Annotated in this window: 14 protein-coding genes; 1 reads left to right on the top strand and 13 read right to left on the bottom strand. The window is 43.3% G+C overall.

Translation table 11 applies throughout. The annotated features are described in order from the left end of the window. Positions 1 to 26 precede the first annotated feature (26 nt). The 12 genes from IGJ42_RS06535 to recQ all read right to left on the bottom strand — a co-directional run bounded on the left by IGJ42_RS06535 (position 27) and on the right by recQ (position 15,102). Positions 27 to 605, bottom strand: coding sequence for a hypothetical protein (locus IGJ42_RS06535; RefSeq protein WP_005236526.1), 579 nt, complete (start codon positions 603 to 605; stop codon positions 27 to 29). Positions 606 to 620: 15 nt separating this feature from the next. After that, on the bottom strand, positions 621 to 2,264 hold the full coding sequence (locus tag IGJ42_RS06530; protein ID WP_086332268.1) for an ABC transporter: 1,644 nt from the start codon (positions 2,262 to 2,264) through the stop codon (positions 621 to 623). A gap of 18 nt (positions 2,265 to 2,282) precedes the next feature. Then, on the bottom strand, positions 2,283 to 3,158 hold the full coding sequence (locus tag IGJ42_RS06525; RefSeq protein WP_005236529.1) for a carbohydrate ABC transporter permease: 876 nt from the start codon (positions 3,156 to 3,158) through the stop codon (positions 2,283 to 2,285). A 12-nt stretch (positions 3,159 to 3,170) separates the two neighbouring features. Then, entirely contained in the window at positions 3,171 to 4,118 is a 948-nt protein-coding gene (locus IGJ42_RS06520) for an ABC transporter permease (RefSeq protein ID WP_005236531.1), read from the bottom strand. 57 nt (positions 4,119 to 4,175) lie between these two features. Beyond that, complete coding sequence (locus IGJ42_RS06515; protein ID WP_008381552.1) at positions 4,176 to 5,093, bottom strand: ROK family protein; 918 nt, start codon at positions 5,091 to 5,093, stop codon at positions 4,176 to 4,178. Positions 5,094 to 5,106: 13 nt separating this feature from the next. Beyond that, complete coding sequence (locus IGJ42_RS06510; protein WP_008381553.1) at positions 5,107 to 6,108, bottom strand: LacI family DNA-binding transcriptional regulator; 1,002 nt, start codon at positions 6,106 to 6,108, stop codon at positions 5,107 to 5,109. A 223-nt stretch (positions 6,109 to 6,331) separates the two neighbouring features. Then, positions 6,332 to 8,476 (bottom strand): glycoside hydrolase family 3 N-terminal domain-containing protein, encoded by a 2,145-nt coding sequence (locus IGJ42_RS06505; protein WP_086332266.1) that lies wholly within the window; start codon positions 8,474 to 8,476, stop codon positions 6,332 to 6,334. A 303-nt stretch (positions 8,477 to 8,779) separates the two neighbouring features. Beyond that, positions 8,780 to 11,104: a WxL domain-containing protein gene (locus tag IGJ42_RS06500; protein WP_086332265.1), complete on the bottom strand. Its 2,325-nt coding sequence runs from the start codon at positions 11,102 to 11,104 to the stop codon at positions 8,780 to 8,782. Between the two features lie 45 nt (positions 11,105 to 11,149). After that, positions 11,150 to 11,515, bottom strand: coding sequence for a hypothetical protein (locus IGJ42_RS06495; protein ID WP_008381556.1), 366 nt, complete (start codon positions 11,513 to 11,515; stop codon positions 11,150 to 11,152). A gap of 545 nt (positions 11,516 to 12,060) precedes the next feature. Then, complete coding sequence (locus IGJ42_RS06490; protein ID WP_005236546.1) at positions 12,061 to 12,801, bottom strand: MurR/RpiR family transcriptional regulator; 741 nt, start codon at positions 12,799 to 12,801, stop codon at positions 12,061 to 12,063. Between the two features lie 57 nt (positions 12,802 to 12,858). Then, on the bottom strand, positions 12,859 to 13,278 hold the full coding sequence (locus tag IGJ42_RS06485; protein WP_005236549.1) for a GNAT family N-acetyltransferase: 420 nt from the start codon (positions 13,276 to 13,278) through the stop codon (positions 12,859 to 12,861). A gap of 57 nt (positions 13,279 to 13,335) precedes the next feature. Then, on the bottom strand, positions 13,336 to 15,102 hold the full coding sequence (gene recQ, locus IGJ42_RS06480) for a DNA helicase RecQ (protein ID WP_086332264.1): 1,767 nt from the start codon (positions 15,100 to 15,102) through the stop codon (positions 13,336 to 13,338). 118 nt (positions 15,103 to 15,220) lie between these two features. On the opposite strand from recQ, the gene IGJ42_RS06475 reads away from it, so the two are divergent. Next, entirely contained in the window at positions 15,221 to 16,333 is a 1,113-nt protein-coding gene (locus IGJ42_RS06475) for an NAD(P)/FAD-dependent oxidoreductase (protein WP_430616021.1), read from the top strand. Positions 16,334 to 16,426: 93 nt separating this feature from the next. On the opposite strand, the gene IGJ42_RS06470 is transcribed toward IGJ42_RS06475, so the two are convergent. After that, entirely contained in the window at positions 16,427 to 17,437 is a 1,011-nt protein-coding gene (locus IGJ42_RS06470; RefSeq protein WP_008381564.1) for a plasmid pRiA4b ORF-3 family protein, read from the bottom strand. Between the last annotated feature and the right edge of the window lies 1 nt (position 17,438).

The following is a 17,438-nucleotide window of genomic DNA, read 5'->3' as shown; positions in this document are numbered from 1 at the left end:
ATTACAAGCAACAAAAAAAGAGTGAATCAAGATTGATCCACTCTGTTTAGATGCAACACTTTTTGATAGAAATACAAGGGCCCAGACAGACAAAACAGATAGAAGATACCTGGTGCTGATTGCCATGTGAAGAAATAGCCGATCGCTGCTAGGACTAAGATTCCGATCCCTTTATGGTAGTGCATCATCGTAAAGAAAAAACTACTACGAAAAAGGTCAAACAGGTTTTGCCGATCTTGCATTTTTGATTGCATCACATACAGGTTAATGTTGTAGGACAACAAAAAAGTAAGAAAAATGATGGTCAAAAAAGAGAAAAACAATGAATTCGTCAAAGTAGCAGAACGCCACAAGCTGAGTCCGCATAAAAATGAGAAGAGATTGAAGACCCCTAGTGGCAGAGTCTTCAATAACGCGCTTTTGCTATTTTTCAAAAAGGGTTTTAGCAGTTTTGCTTCAGGATGTTCGTAAGCATCGACCACTGCTCGCAAAGCGGCTGGAAACGTGATGATCGGAAACGATACCACTAAAAACAAGAGATTCAATACCAGCATACGAAAAACGATTTCGCAAAGACGATAAAAACGACTCTCTAAAGCAAACATCACACTCACACACCTTTAGTTTAATTTTTCAATATTTTCAGCGATTTTCTCATTTCGGTAATCAACGATTGCTGACCATCCATTGTTTTCTCGTTCTTTTAGGTAGTCTTCCCAAATCTGACGGCCCGCTTCTTCCGAGTCTGCTTGAATAAAGTTGACCAACGCTTGCACTCTTGCTGTGTTGATGGAAGTGAGGTTTCTTGCTTCAGAACCGGTGCGAGGATCAATGTCTTCGATCTCAAAACGCGGCGCCAATTTGTCTTGCGACCATTCCACCATCTGCCGAATCGATGTTGCTGGTTTTTGTCCCATTTGAATGGCGTAATTGTCATTGCCAACAAACCAATAAGAACCTAAACCAATTTCCTTATCAAAGCGAGCAATATCAGAATTTCGTAACGCTTCTGTTTCTTCTGAGTACTCAACCACGCCATCCACAAGATTGTATGTTTCCCCTTCGATACCAAAGGTAGTGACCATCGTGCCATACTCACTTGCTAAATACGTCAAAAGTTCCATGGCTTTTTGGGGTTCTTTTGTCGACGTCGTGATGAAGGTTTGTGTCCATCCACCAATATTTCCGCCAGTAAAAGTGGAATCATCGCCATTCGAATTTTTCGGACCATCGACGGCAATATAGGTTTGCTCAGGATTACGGGCATTATTATCGGACATAAACTCATTGAGTCCCTTCGTATTCGTATGCAGGTAAGCAAAATAACGCCCTTGTCCTAGTTTTTCCTTCATCGTGTTGTCATTGTCTGAAAACTGGTCATTGTTGATGTATCCCTCATTGTACGCTTTTCTAAATGTCTCGATCCAAGTGATGTACTCCTCATCAGCGTCACGATCATTGAATTGACCGTCTACACTTGGTGCGATACTGAGAAAGTCTTGCAAAGTACCACCATAGGCGCCATCCCCACCATTGGAAATATCTAGTGCAGTCGAAGCAAATGGGACTAGAGCTGCACCATCATCTGCTGTCGGAAATGCTTCTTTTGCCCGTTTTAACGCATCTAAAAATCCTTCTGGCGTCGACATATCGGGTTCCCCTAATGCTTCATAAATATCTTTGCGGACAATGAAAACTTGGTCTCCTACTACATTGCCGTCCTCATAATCTTGTGCAGTCGTGGAAAAGCTTGGGTATCCATAAATGTTGCCATCTTCTAAAGTAAACCATTGAACAGATTCCGGTTTCGCTGCATGTTCTAAGAAGTAAGGGTCATATTTTTCTGCCAAAAGATTTAATGGCAAGGCAAATTTTGTCGCTTCATTTGCAGCAGACAGGTTTTTATCGAAGGTCATGATATCTGGAAGATCGCCACCAGCTAGCATCGTATTAAGGTTCTCGTCATTTCCTGAAATAAATTCGACATTGATATTCATATCTTCTTTGATTTTTCGCGTCACAGTATCTTTGCCCCAACCCGGCTGAGCATACCAATCAAAATTGACATACCATTTCAAAGTAGCTTCATGGTCGGTGTCCTTTTGCCAGCTAGGCGTGTCTTTATCTGCTTCAAAGCGGGCTTCTGGCAGATCTTCTACGACGGCGGCCCCTTTGGAATCATTATTGGAATTGCCGCAGGCTCCTAATACTATGGTTGACGTAAGTGCGAGACCGATCCCTAAAAATAATTTGCTTGCTTTCATTTTTTTCTCTCCTTTTGTCTATTCTTTTACTGATCCAAGAGTCATCCCTTGAATAAAGTACTTTTGTAAAAATGGATAGATGACGACGACAGGAACCGTCGTGACGACCATGGTTGCTAATTGCAATGACTGTGAAGTCGTATTTCTGACCACATTGGTTCCGGTCGCCACTGCAGGCGATAGATTTTCCGAAACGATCCGAAATAGTAGCATTTGTAAAGGATATAAACTGCGATCATCCACATAGATATTGGCGGTCATGTAGTCGTTCCACTGAAAGACGCCGTGGAATAATGCAATGGTTGCCAAAACTGGAAGGGACAATGGCAAAATGATTTTCACGAAAATAATAAAAGGATTGGCGCCATCCATCATGGCAGATTCTTCCAGCGAAAATGGAATGCTCCGGAAAAAATTCATCAAAATCACCATATCGTAAAAAGAAAATAAGACAGGAATGATGTAAACCCAAAAATTATTTAACAACCCTAATTCTTTGAATAAGAGAAAGGTTGGGATCATTCCTCCGGAAACGAACATCGTTAAAATCCCCATGTTCATGTAGATTTTCCGTCCCATTAAGTTTCTGCGACTCATCCCATAGGCGACCATCGCCGTTAATGCCGTATGCAAAACAACGCCAATCACTGTTTTTGCAACTGAGATAACAAAAGCTTTATAGATCGCAGAATCTTCAAAAACGGTGTAGTAACTTTCTAGTGAAAATTCCCGTGGCCAGAAATAGATCCCCCCTCTTGCGGCATCGGTTGCATCATTGAACGACAAAGCGACGATATTCCATAATGGCAACGCAATGATGGCTAAAAAGAATACCATGAAAATCACATTGGCGGTATTGAAGATCTTCTCATCTTTTGAAAATGTTTGTTTCATACTTTTCCTCCTCTAAAAGACTGATTCATCACTGATTTTTTTGGTCAAAAGATGACTTCCTACTACGAGGATCAAAGAAACAACCGACACAAACAGGCCAACGGCGGTCGCATAGGAGAAGTCTCCTTGTTGGATCCCCATTTTATAGACAAATGAATTAATGACTTCACTGGACTGATAATTGACAGGGTTTTGTAAGACGAGTGTCTGATCGAGGTTAGAACCCAATAACCCCCCCACTGACAAAACAAATGTCAAGGCGATAATATGACGGATCGAAGGAATCGTGATCCGCGTGATCTGCTGGAACTTCGTGGCGCCATCCATTCTAGCTGCTTCATAAAGAGCTGGATTGATCCCCGTCATAGCAGCGATGTATAAAATCGTATTCCAGCCAACTTCTTTCCAAATATCGGAAATGACTGCAATCGCCCAATATTTTTCGGGATCGGTCAAGAAGCGGATCGGTTCATCGATCAACCCAAAACCTAACAGTAAATTATTGACCAGACCGGTATCAGACAACCACGTAATAAACATGCCACCTAAGATGACCCAAGAAAGAAAGTGCGGCAAATAAGACACCGTTTGAACGACCTTCTTCAAGCGCACATGAACGATTTCATTGATCAATACCGCTAAACCAATCGCCGCTGGAAAGCCAATCAGTAGTTTAAAAAAGCTGATGCCCAATGTATTACTCATCACCGTCCAAAACATTGAATCACTAAAAAATTCTTGAAAATATTGAGTACCGACCCACTCCGCATTTGCGATCGAATCAAGAACTGAGTAATCTTTAAACGCGATAACGATCCCATACAATGGGATAAAATTAAAAATAATCATCAAGATAATACCTGGCCAAACCATCGCTTGATAAAAGCTTTGGCTTTTTAGTTTTTGCAAAAATGACCTTTTCTGTGGGGTTGCTTTTAGCATGACACCTTTTGATTCCATTTTTCCACCCTTTCTAAAACGCTTACTTTTTCACCCAAAGGAAATACATGCTTTCCTTTATTGGTTCATCAATTGATAGACCGCACCAATCATACCAGCATCATTTTTTAATTTTGCTCGTTGAATCGGTGCAATCGTGCGACCTTCTAAATAACCAATACTTTCATGGCGAGCTTTTAGCTGGCTCATGGTCTCTTCAAGCCTTGTCATGAAACCATCATTTTCACTGACCCCACCACCAACCAAAATCAGCTCGGGATCAAATGTACTGATCAAATTCAGTAAGCCCACTGATAAATCTTGGAAAAATTGAGCAATCACTTGGTTCGCTACTACTTCTCCTTGTTCTCCTCTCTGGAAGATCTCGACTGCATCTTGAGGCAGATCACTTCGCCCTTGTTGCTGAAGTGCCAGTTGATACTGATGGCAAAGACCACCCACGATGGCTGCTCGTTGATTCAAGGAAACTGACTCTAGATTTCCCTGTTCAGGCAATGTGTCGATCAGCATCCACCCAAATTCACCTGCCATGCCATGACTGCCTCGATAGAGCTGATTGTTGACGATGATCCCGCCACCAATACCAGTTCCCACAACAAGACAAAGATAGTTCTCACAAGCCTGTGCATGCCCAAGCCATTTTTCAGCAATCGCTGCAGCATTGGCATCATTTTCAACAAGGACTGGCAGCTTGACACGTTTCTCTAATTCCAACTTTAGGTTGATTCCATAAAGCGGTTTGATTGATCCTGCCGTGATCATCGTGCCATCTTTTTGGATGATGCCCGGTGCGCTAATACCGACACCTTCGATCATTGCGTCTTGCTGCAGCGATTCGATCAATGCTGTGATGGATTGCAAAAATTTTTCTTTTTCATGAATGGTTGGCATCTGTCCTTTCTTCACAATTTCACCCGTTCTCAAAATCACACCATATTTGATAGCCGTTCCTCCAACATCAATTCCAATAAACATTGCTTCACCCTCATTATTCATTTACTTGTTTTGTCGATTGATTAATACTCAATTCTCCTGGTAAAACGTAGGAGACACCACATGCATTTTCCTCAATCATTTCGATCAAGTGGTTTACTGCCGTGACCCCTTGCAATTGGATTGGATTTTTCACAGTCGTCAACCGAGGCATGAAATAGTCCAAGAGATCGATGCCATCAAAGCCAATTACGCTGAAATCATCCGGCACCCGCCACTTGGTCTCATGGATCGCCTTGACCGTTCCGATCGCACTAAGATCATTTCCCGCCAGAAACGCTGTGGGTAAATCTTTCTGCTCTAGCAAAAACTGTTGCACGCGGACTCTCGTTCGTTCTTCTTCAAAGAACCCCTGCAATTGATAGTCCGACCGTTTAGAAACCCCTGCCTCGTTTAATGCTTCTAAATACCCTCTTAAACGCTCATCACTATCATAAACACCAGTAATACCACTGATAAAGGCAATTTTTTTGTGGCCAAGTGACAAAAGATACTCGGTGGCTGCTTTCCCTTTTTCGAAAGAATCAAAGACTACACTGCCGAAGTTCTTCTCTTGAATGTTTCGATCGATAAAGACGGCTTTGATTTGTTCTCGTTCCATCGCAGCCAAATCCTGCTTCGTTAAAAAATCTTCAAATCCAATAATGCCATCAACAACACCACCTAAAATACTATTGAGGACAACGCGCTTATCTGCAGATAAAAACACGTTGACTGCATACCCATGTTTTTCTGCCTCTCTGGCAATGGCTTCAACTAGTACGCTAAAGTAGGGGCCCTTAATGCTGGTGGTGTAAAAACCAAGCATCTTGGTTTTCGTGTTTTTTAATTGTTTGCCCATCAAATTTGGGACATAATGCAACCGCTGCGCGGCAGCCATCACACGTTCTTTCGTTGCGGGCCGAACAACATCGACACCGTTTAATGCTTTAGACACGGTCGCAATCGACACGTTTGCCTCCTTTGCCACTTCCCGAATCGTGATTCGATTTGTCAAATGATTCTCCCCTCCTGAAGGATTCTTCCCAAAAATAAAAACGTTTTTATTTTGCTGAAAAAATCAACGACCACTCTAAGGTTGGCCATCCGATAAACCAACTATATATAAAAACGTTTTCACCCACAATGGTTCTAGGTCTAGTTGGCGCATGTACCAGCACCTTGAAACCTGTGCCACTTTGGTACAAGTTGTACCCGAAAAAAAAAGCCTCGAAAGGCTTTTAAATCGTGAGCGCACCAATCAACTTCGCTGAGGCAGCAGCAAAGCCAAGGTATAAGGAAATCGTACCAGGATCACTTTCTGTCGAGAAATCGGAATGAACATAAGCAAAATCCTCTGGTGTAACATAGAATGAATGCTGCCTTTCTTCGGCTGCAGCAAGATGGATTTTTTGCCATTGTTTCAATTCCCTCATCGGTCGTGCTACTTCCGTAACATCGTCTCTGCTATAGAGTTGCAATGTCGTTGTATGCGGCACATCGCCCTCATTTTTCAGTGTGCAACTGATCTCAAATGGCGCACCCTTTTCCTGAGGAATAATGATTTGGGTGTGGGTAATCGTGCATTTACTATAGCCTATCCCCGAGCCAAAAGAAAACAACGGCTCATTTTTTTCATCCATATAGCGCGAAATATATTTTTGATCACTATTCTCTTCTGTCAGTGGCCGACCTGTAGAGAGTTGAGCATAAGTCAACGGCAACTGTCCTTCTGCCCTTGGAAAACTCATAGCTAAACGTCCTTGCGGTTCAGAGTCGCCCATCAACAAATCTGCCAATGCATTACCGCCTTCTGATCCAGGGAACCAGGCAATCATGATGGCTTGACAAAGAGGCTCGATGGCGGTCAAAACCAGTGGTCTGCCACAGAAAAGAATCGTTGCGATCCTAGGATTGACCTGACTTACTGCTTCAATCAATGCTTCTTGCTTTCTTGATAAAGAAAGTTTGGTCAGACTTGCCGCTTCTCCCGCTTCCTCGCTGGTTTCCCCCAGAGCCAATAAAACGACTTCAGCTCCTTTAGCGACTTTACACGCCTCATCAAGAAAGGCGCTCGTCAACATTTCCCCATCAGGGTATGGTAAGACAGTTAAGTCAATTTCTTTTTGAGAAAGACCTTCCGCTAAGGAGACCGCAGCCTCTGGTTTGCCGATCCACGACCAAGCCCCCAAAAGATCCTTTGAATCTGCTTTGGGACCGATCAGCGCGACCTTTTGTTTTTTCTGCAAAGGCAACAGTGCCTGGTTTTTCAGAAGAACCGTTGTTTGCTTTGCTGCTTCTCTTGAAAGAAGACGGGTTTCCTTTAGGAGTCTAGGCGTTAAGTTTTCCGGTGCTAACCCTCTATAAGGGTCTTCAAAAAGGCCTAGCTTGTTCTTTAAATGTAGCACATGAAAAACCGCCTTATTCAACTGCTCTTTCATAGCAGGATCTGCCTGAATGATTTGCTCTAGTGCGTTCAAATAGCAATCACTCATCATATCCATTTCGACACCTGCAGTAAAAGCTTTCTGTGCGGCTTCCTTTCGATCAGCAGCTACACGATGCGCCATCAATTCCGCCACCGCTGCCCAATCTGAGATGATCAAGCCATCAAACCCAAGCTTTTCTCGCAATACTTCCTGCAACAATGGTTGATTGGCTGTGGCCGGCACACCATGGATCGTATTAAAAGAAGTCATGACCAATTCTGCACCAGCTTCAATCGCCGCCTGAAACGCGGGCAGATAATTTTGGTAGAGCTCCAGATCAGACAAATCGACAGTATGGTAATCCCGGCCGCCTTCTGCAGCGCCATAGCCGATAAAGTGTTTGACACAAGCAGCAATTCGCTGTTTATTTTCTGCAAGGGAAGCAGTTCCTTGATACCCTCGTACATAAGCAGCCGTCAACACCGCAGATAAGGTCGGATCTTCCCCATTACTTTCCAAGACCCTCCCCCAGCGCGCGTCTTTAACATGATCCGCCATCGGTGAAAACGTGACATGGACACCAGCTTCTGCCGCTTCTTTTGCTGAAGCTTTAGCAACCTCTTCCACTAACTGCGCATCAAAGGAAGATGCTAATGCCAGTGGAATTGGGAAAATCGTTTCATACCCATGGATAACATCTGCCATAAAAACAAGAGGAATCTTTAAGCGACTTTTCTCAAGATAAGACGTTTGGATGGCATACACTTGTTCCGCAGTATGAGTGCCCAACACAGAACCAATCGAAAATAATTGGTCTTCACTCATGTGCCATTGTTGCATCGGACCGGTGATTTCTCCTCCTTGCGCAAAAAAATCTGGCGTCAATTGGACCAACTGGCCCACTTTTTCAGCTACAGTCATTTGGTCAATCAGTTCTTTTAGTTTTACGGTTTCCACTATTATTCTCTCCAATCATTAGGCTCTATTCTTTTGCTTATCGAACTTGCGGCATTTGCTCCTTCTTAGCAGAAGCAACATGTTGCCGATTCCTTTCATTCAGTATAATTAAAAACGTTTTCAAAAAAAGACGGTCTTCATACTTTGGTGCAACTCATGGCAAAAAGGAAAAATCTTCATCATGGTACAAGGTGTACCATAAATAATGGATAACACCAAATCCCCTGATACATCCGACATTGTGTCTTCTCCGATGCTAACAAAAAGAAGCTGCAATTCGCTGCAGCTTCTTTTTGTTTATTGTTAAGGAACAAATGAAAGTTCCCAAAGAATGGTTGCTGAATATCTCGTGGCTTGAGGAGTCGCACTAATTGGCACCTCAAGTTTGACACTTTGATCCATTGTTTCTCGATCGCCAAAGCGCTGGACCCAAGTGCCTCTGCCTTGGTTGGCACCTGCTTGTGCGATTATCTCCGCATTTCCAACAGTCAGTGCTGCTTGCTTTTTATGAGTAGGTGGCTCAGACACGTTTTCTCGAGTCGTTACTACATCGATATTGTCTAATAAAATTCTAGCACCAGTCAGTTGATGCCCTTCATCACTTTCAAAAGGCTCTCGTAAGGTTGCACGGAGGGTCCAACCGGAATTTTCCCGCCTCCGATCTGAAACCTGCACATAATTAGGGCGTAGATTATCATTTGGATCAGCCGGCTGAAGGAGTTTTTGCGGCAGGGCATCGTAGGTCGTCGTTTCTGACCGAATGCCAACTGTCCCAAACTGGAATTGGGAAACAAAATCCAAGCTGACAAACCCTTGTTCTGCATCAATCTCAGGCGGATTCTCAGGATTTACTTGCGTATCCGGATCAAGAGGGTCTACTGGTTGCGGAGTACTTTCCAAACCATAAACCAGCCAGTATTCTTGTTCATCTCGGGTGACTCTTGTTTCCAGCGGCTGACCGTCCCGCTCGTAAAGATATTGATAATAAGGAATTGTCAAAGGCAAGATATCAACCGATTCATTTACGAATTCTCCTTGATAGGTTGGTTCCCTCAATGCTACCCCTTCTTCATCTATGTGATTGATCTTGATGTTCGATGGCACGCGATCAAATAAAAAAGTAACATTCTGATGGAAAGGCTGCGGCATAATATCAAATGTACCTGGGTCAAAGTGTTCTGTGTCAAACTCAACCCCATAATAGTCATACCCTAACTGATAGGGTTCATCGCTCTCTCGGTTCTTGGGGTCAAGGGTATGAAGGAAACGTAATGGTAGTTCTAATGTTTCAGTTGGTAGAATATCCTCCCCTGTCTCTCGATCTCGATAATCCACATGGACGGTTCCGGTACCAATGTAATAATTCATCTCTTCAAAATAAAAGGTATGGCGATCACTTCTCGCACCAGTACTACCGGAAATAATAAATGCCATTGCAGAAACATCTGATGGCTGCCAATCACTGATGTCACGTTCCCAAATCATATCTCTATAAGTAACTTTAAACCAGCGACCTTCATTATTTGGCTGATATTCAATCAGGATCGGGTCATCTGCTCCATTTCTAGCACCCGTAGTTGCTGCTGGAGCATCACCTTCCATATATGTTTCCAGTAATAATGGTGTACTATGATAGATAAAGCCAGCAAAGGGCGCTCCATTGACAGCTATAGGGTCTCTTTCAACGATAAACCTATTCTGGTCAAAAAAACCTCGAGTAGCATTATAGTTATTGTCTAGTTTAAAAGCAAACGCATCCCTCAAACCTCCGATTCCAAACGCATTGCCCTCATGACCTATCCTATAGGTCTCAGAATTGTGAAAACCAAAAGCCATCCCATCAGCACCAAGAGGTTTAGACCCAATATTGGCTTTACCTTTAAGCGTAAATGGCTGATCCAGACTAATTCTGTCTTTTAAGGTAACATAACCGACTGACCAAGTTGTATCTTCTGTTAGTACTAATAGCCCAGTTTCATCATTGTAAGTAGCAGTATTTTCGTGACCTTCAATAGCAAAGTGTTCTCTAAAATTGTTTTTGTTAATTGTCACTTCGACCATCTGTCCACTTCTATCATCAGCTTCTGGCTCTCTCGCTTCCGCATCCGCAGCTTGATCTGCTTCCGCAGAGTCATTCTCTTCTTCAGTCGAATCAGTGTCTTCGGCCTCCGTATGATCTAAGATCAGCAGGCGCTGCGTAGCAGCCTCGGCAACGATGATCTCATATTCTCCGATCGTATCCACAAGAATCGGTAAGACAAAAGTCGTTTGTGGGGTCTCGCTGTTCAGCTGCCACACACCTTCGTGGTCTGTTGCTACCACCGTTAGTTCATCGTTCAAAGCTTCCTGATCAATGCTTATTTCCTGAGGCAACGCGATGTCCACCGTTTCGAGGGCAACTTCTGAGTAGAAAATAAAATCTATTACGTGCTCGACCTCGCCTTGGATCAGTTCCTCCGCAAAGGAGATTTCTCCACTCACTTCATCGTCGGCCTTCTCCTCGTGTTCTTCCTCTGGTGTCCACGAAAAAATCGTCTCGGCATTCATGATTGTTAATGTTGTAATCAGTGGGAGTAAGGCAAGTAGAACCAGCAACCACTTATTTTTTTTGCGAAAAAATGAGTTCATCGCATTCACTCCTAAATGTCATTTCTCTTATTTTCCCCATGGGATCTAGCCCCACTTAGGGAATGTTGATTTCCCTTTTTTGATAAGTTGTTTTACTACGTATATGTTAAGTGCGGTGATCAGCAAGAGACTTCCGAGAATCACCCAATCCAACCGTTGAATGAAGTTTGTCTGGGGCAGCTGCCCGCCGGGTTTACCCGTGTCTTGCGGTGGACGCGGAACAGGACCGGTTGGTGGAGATGGTTCTGGTTGATCCAAAGGCTCATAAATCCCGGTAAACCCCACTGTCCCCTCCGTTTCCGTTGAACGTCTCTCCTCGCCAAAACTCGTTCTTGTAAACCCGAAAGCGAACAATAAGACCAAACATACTTTCAAAGCCCTTCCTCTAATAGATGCACCGTTGATATCCATTCTCCCTCCTCCTTGTGAGTTGTTCATTTCGAAAACGATCGTTTTTGAGACGTGTTATTTTATTAAAGCCAATCTCTTTACAAAAGCCTAAATAGTACTGTTTATATGGAATTCATTCTATCTTGATCGTAGTCGTACTTGATATCTCAAAAACCATGGTTTTCAAACATGTCATACTAATTATATCGATGTTCTACTTAGAATAAAATTCACGATATTCCTCGATCGATGAATATCCTGCATGAAGTTAAAAAAAACATACGTTTCATTCATATGTTATTGTTGCAACTATTTTAGAAACTTGCCATCTCCCTTTTATACAACAAAAAGCTCAATGATCTTAGATTACGTTATTCCTTTAATCCTCGACACCTTGAATCGACGCTTCATGTCAGGCGTCCCTCTCATTTTCTATAAACAAGACTGAACCGTAATTAGCTTGCTAAAATGCAAAAAAACAAACAGGTCCAAAAGTTATCAAAAGAAAAGTCTCTTGATCCATTAAACCTGTTTGTTTTTTTCATTTATTAAAGGAAAAATGTAGCTTATTCCCCTGCGGATAAAGAAAACTGACGAACCGTCTCCGATAACGCTTCGACTAAGAAAAGGCAAGGAATTTGCGTCGTCAAATCTTCATACTTGTTGATGCGTTTCACATCAACTGAATAGTCTAAGACATAATCGGACATTCGCCCCAGTGTGCTGTTGGCGTCACTGGTGATTGCTACAGTGGTGAAGTCAGGATTATTACGAAAGCCATTGACCACTTCAATGATCTCGGTGGTCGTTCCGGTGATTGAAAGGACCACGATCATATTGTCTGACGTATGTTTCAGCTTCGCAAAGATTGGATAGGTATTATCCACCAAAGCATAACTGTTAAATCCGATCGTGGCAAAACGGCGGGCAGCATATTCACACATTGAACCTGACGCACCGATGCCATAAAAAATAATATTCTCACATTCCAGCATTCGTTCAGCGATTCGCCGGATTTTTCCTTCGATGTCTCGCGGGAAGCGTTCCGGATCCAAAACGGTCATACTGCTAAAAAAACTGACAGCATCTAACTCAGGTGCTTTGAACTGGGTACGAAATTCTGTAAAGCTCTCATACCCTAATTTACGGATAAAGCGCATAACAGAAGAAGCTGAGGTGTGGGATTCAAGCGCGATCTCACGGACCCGCATATAGGGAATCTTATCACTTTGGCTCGACATATAATGATAAATCGCACGATCGGTCTCTGATAACTCATTGAAATCGATTTTTCCAAAAAAAGACATAGTAAACGCTCCTATTTTCTCATTCTCCTATCAATGTACCACAAGCTAGCAAAAACATCACAACTGTTTGATAAGAAATAATTCCATCGGCTGTTCAAATCCAGGACTTGTCAAAAGTAACCCACCGGCATCTTGGTAACCAAGGTTGCGATAGAAATGCTGTGCCTGCTCGTCGACTTGCGTGGAAGTCAAACAAAGAGCATGGCCGGCTGCTTTTTGCTGTTGTTCCCAATAAGTAACCAACCGTTTCCCAAGTCCCTTGCCTTGATGCGCTTCTGCGATCACTAACATGGTACAAAAAGGAATCGTGTCCCAGAAAAAATTGTAGCGCAGTAACCCTACTGGCTGTTCGTCTGCAACTATCACATAAGCAGTTTTTTCCATTATCTTTTTGGCGAAGACTTCCTTTGGTAAGTGAGTATCCAAAGAAAACCAAAACGCTTGATCTGCAGCTATTGCCGGTCGAATCGTAATCACTGATTTTTCGTCCCTTCCTGCTGTTTTTTTGTCTTATCGTAGAGAAAATGTTCTATTTTAGTCACTTTCCGTCTTTTCGTATTCAGAAAGCAATGCTAAAAAGGCATCGCCATACTTATCCAATTTGTTTTGGCCAACCCCTTTGATCTGTAAAAAATCGATCGGCGTTTTTGGCTGAACTTCCGCCAATTCTCGCAGTGTTTTATCAGAAAAAACGACATATGGCGGCAAATTTTGTTCTTGTGCGAGATTCAATCGTAGGGTGCGCAGTTGATCGAACAGTTCATCATCAACCACTAACTGTTTGACTTTGGTTTGTTTTCTATAAACTTTTGCTTTTCCAAGCAACACATCAATCCCCGCATTGGTCACACTTAACAAAGGGTATTGCCCTTCTGACGGCAAAAGATACCCTGATGCTGTTAAATAATCGATCAGCTGATTGACTTCCTTTTGAGACCAATCTTTCATTAATCCATAAGTTGGTAACTTTTCAAAGCCCCACTGTTTGACTTTTTGGTCGCCAGAGCCCGTTAGCACTTTCCCCACCAAGGCTTTCCCGAAGCGTTCGCCCATTCGTTTCACACATGACAACACTTTTTGTGTATCCACTGTGATATCCACTTGTTCTCTTTCATCAAGGCAATTGCTGCAACGACCGCAATCGGGGCCATCTTCTCCAAAATAACGCAAAATATAGCGCTGTAAGCACAGTTGGGTATGTCCGTATTGGCTCATCTCCCGCAATTTCAAGTATTCGTTTTGGCGATAAAGAATATCTGATTCGGATTGATCGATAAAGAATTGCTGAATCTGCATGTCTTGTGGAGCATAAAGTAAGATCGCATCACTAGGTTCACCGTCTCGTCCGGCACGCCCGGCTTCCTGATAATAAGACTCCAAATTTCCAGGTATCTGGGCATGGATCACGAAACGGACATTGCTTTTGTTGATTCCCATCCCGAATGCATTGGTCGCTACCATCACTTGCAGGCGGTCATAAAGAAATTCTTCTTGGAAAAATGAGCGCTCTTCTTCTGAAAGTCCGCCATGGTAATACCCGACGGACACGCGTTCATGTTTCAACAGGTGATAGATCCGTTCCACTTCCTTGCGGGTACTGGCGTAAATGATACCTGATTGTCCTTGGTTCATTTTCAAATACGTTGTGATGAAGGTATCTTTTTGATCCTTGACGACTTGAAAAGCCAAATTTTCCCGAGCAAACCCGGTTTTGACTTGATTTTCTGCCGGAATTGAAAGTAAGTTTTCGATGTCTTCGGCAACTTTGGGTGTAGCTGTCGCGGTAAGGGCAACGATCGTTGGCTTCTGCTCCCAGTTTTCGATCGTTTCGGCGAGTCGCAGATAGCTCGGGCGAAAATCATGTCCCCATTGGGAAATACAGTGGGCTTCATCAACGGCCAATAAAGCGATCGGCATCTGCCGCAATGAGTAGCGGAAAGATTCTGAGTCTAAGCGTTCTGGCGAAACATACAGCAGTTTGATTCGCCCTTGGCGTGCATCTTGCAAGCGCTGATTGATCTGCGCTCCTGTCAAGGAAGAATTGATATACGCTGCTGGGATCCCCATATCAACGAGGCTATCTACTTGGTCTTTCATTAATGAAATCAAAGGGGAGATGACCAAGGTCACTCCATCCAGCAAGAGCGCTGGCAATTGATAACAAATGGATTTCCCTCCACCTGTGGGCATGATTCCCAAAACATTTTGTTGTGTTAAAATAGATTGAATAATCGTCTCTTGACCTTCACGAAACTGTGAATAGCCAAAATGTTCTTTTAAGACTGTTTGAATAGTTTGCATAATACCCTCTTTTCCATTTCCTTATTATACGCAATTAAGTACGCAAAGAAAACGGCATTAAGAGAACTTTCGCTTTTTATTCGCTTTTCAATGAAATCAAACAAAGGAGTCTTCTACTATGAAAAAAGTTATGATTATCGGCGGTGGGATCATCGGTTTGACCCTCGCCAATTATCTTGATAAAACCAAATTTGACGTGACTGTCATTGATTCCCTCATCGGTCAAGCAACATCTGCCAGCGCTGGCATCATTTCCCCTTGGCTATCCAAACGCCGCAATAAAAAATGGTACCAGTTAGCACAAGACGGAGCCGCTTTCTTCCCGAAATTGGTACGGGATTTTGCTTTAGATGAATCCATCTATGCCCCATGTGGCACTTTGGTAGTGCGACCAGAAAAGGCGCTTCAAGAACTGGCAGAATTAGCTGAAAATCGACGTAAGGCGGCACCAGGAATCGGCGAAATCGACTTACTGACGGGCTCACAAACCAAAGAGGTATTGCCGTTACTAAAAGAAATGCCCTCTTTACGAATCACAGGCGGTGGCCGCTTAGATGGTCAGGCTTATCTTGCCCACTTAAAAGCAAACGCTCAGCAGCAAGTGACTTTTATTGAAGAAAAAGCTGAGATCGTCAGAACCGACAACCATTGGCAAATCAAAACCAAGGATCACTTTCTTGAAACCGAGATTCTTTGCCTGACAGCTGGACCGGGATTACTAGACTTGTTATCACCTTTAGGGTATCAGGTTGATATCCGTCCGCAAAAAGGCCAGTTGCTCTCTTTTGCCACCAACCTGCCGACAAACAGTTGGCCGGTCGCCATGCTAGAAGGCGAAGGCGACTTGATTCCCTTCTCTAATGGTCAAATGTTATTAGGCGCTACTCATGAAAATGATGCTGGTTGGGATTTGACACCTACTGAAGCAGCCCAACAGCAATTGATGACAGGAATCGGTGCTTTTCTTGAAGACCCCGAAGCACTCTTTGCTGCCCCAATGACTATGCGAGTCGGCACACGCGCTTACACCTCTGATTTTGCGCCTTTCTTTGGGGAAGTGCCTGATGAAACGAATTTGTTCGCCGCCAGCGGGCTAGGTTCTTCCGGTTTAACGACGGGACCTTACATCGGTTATCTTCTAGCAAATCGGATCAATGAGGTACATGCGCAACCAACAGACTTCTCGTGCTACACCAAACCGATGACAGAGTATATCAAGAAGCGCCTTTGATAGGAAACCACTAAAAAACCACCAGAACCGTTACGGTCTGGTGGTTGTGCTGTTTGATTCTTGTAAAATTACGGACAATTTCCTAACTACTAGTTAAACATATTCTCCTGTTTCCCAATAATCGAGTAAAACTTCATTGATGATCTCACGATCCAGTGGTTCACGGATATCATCATCAAAGGCATCTTCGATCGGGACATCGCCCACAGCTTTGATACAAACCGGGACGACCGGATTCGGATGATCCTCTGCTGTCAACACTTTTTCAATCTTGATCTTATGTGTCCAATCTGCCCCCATATCATAAATATAGGTCATGGACTTACAATACTGAAAATCTTGGTCAATAGCGGACGCATCCGTTGGAACGGAATTGCCTAAGCCGATCGATTTCGAGCCGGCAATAAACAAATACAAATGTTGATTCATCCACTCAAAGGCAATCTGGATCAAAATATGTAGCTGTTCATAGGTCAGCCCTGCAGGAATAATCAAACGACGCCAAATTGGCGGACGGTATCCTTCTAAATCAATACGGACCTGATAGGCGACCGGCGTATCTGCTGCGTCATCAAAGGCCGTATGTTTTGTTGGAAATGGGACGATTTTTGGCGAGATTGCAGCAATCCGTGGGTCATCAACGGGCAATAGATCATGTTCTTCGGGATCGGTGTCTTTAATCATTGCTAACATCGCTTCTTTCTTTTCAGCTGACCAAAACTGTGGTTTGGACATCCGAGCGAAAAAGATAGGTTGTTTTTCAGCCAATACAAAGGCAATTTCTAGGTATTGCGATTTGGTAATATGCTTTTCTTTATACATGCAGTAATAAAAGTCTTCAATGGCTGTTTTGGCAAACGGAAGAAAATTTAGACTGTACGGTACTTCTTGAGGCAGCATTTCAGTATATACCCATTCAACAAAGACTTTGTCTTTTAGTTTGGTCATGCCGCCATCTGTTTCCGCGCAAAAGATCAAGTAAAAAACAGGATCTAAGTAATGCTCAAGATCGTCGTCACTAACCACACTGGGTCCGCCATACAAATCAACGTGATCCATCATCCGGTCAATCACTTTCGCTAATTTCTTCAATGTTTTTTCCAAA

Origin of the sequence: Enterococcus sp. DIV1067f (genome assembly GCF_050543505.1) — a bacterium.
In the GTDB taxonomy this organism is placed as follows: domain Bacteria; phylum Bacillota; class Bacilli; order Lactobacillales; family Enterococcaceae; genus Enterococcus_D; species Enterococcus_D entomosocium.
The sequence above is the reverse complement of the archived record's forward strand: the minus strand, read 5'-3'. Positions and strand labels throughout refer to the sequence as shown.

What these genes read in the sequence shown, in the direction of transcription:
- IGJ42_RS06475 (WP_430616021.1), top strand. Translation starts at nt 15,221, where the DNA reads ATGAAAAAAGTTATGATTATCGGCGGTGGGATCATCGGTTTGACCCTC.
- IGJ42_RS06490 (WP_005236546.1), bottom strand. Translation starts at nt 12,801, where the DNA reads ATGTCTTTTTTTGGAAAAATCGATTTCAATGAGTTATCAGAGACCGAT.
- IGJ42_RS06500 (WP_086332265.1), bottom strand. Translation starts at nt 11,104, where the DNA reads ATGAACTCATTTTTTCGCAAAAAAAATAAGTGGTTGCTGGTTCTACTT.
- IGJ42_RS06520 (WP_005236531.1), bottom strand. Translation starts at nt 4,118, where the DNA reads ATGGAATCAAAAGGTGTCATGCTAAAAGCAACCCCACAGAAAAGGTCA.
- IGJ42_RS06525 (WP_005236529.1), bottom strand. Translation starts at nt 3,158, where the DNA reads ATGAAACAAACATTTTCAAAAGATGAGAAGATCTTCAATACCGCCAAT.
- IGJ42_RS06535 (WP_005236526.1), bottom strand. Translation starts at nt 605, where the DNA reads ATGTTTGCTTTAGAGAGTCGTTTTTATCGTCTTTGCGAAATCGTTTTT.
- IGJ42_RS06530 (WP_086332268.1), bottom strand. Translation starts at nt 2,264, where the DNA reads ATGAAAGCAAGCAAATTATTTTTAGGGATCGGTCTCGCACTTACGTCA.
- recQ (WP_086332264.1), bottom strand. Translation starts at nt 15,102, where the DNA reads ATGCAAACTATTCAAACAGTCTTAAAAGAACATTTTGGCTATTCACAG.
- IGJ42_RS06495 (WP_008381556.1), bottom strand. Translation starts at nt 11,515, where the DNA reads ATGGATATCAACGGTGCATCTATTAGAGGAAGGGCTTTGAAAGTATGT.
- IGJ42_RS06515 (WP_008381552.1), bottom strand. Translation starts at nt 5,093, where the DNA reads ATGTTTATTGGAATTGATGTTGGAGGAACGGCTATCAAATATGGTGTG.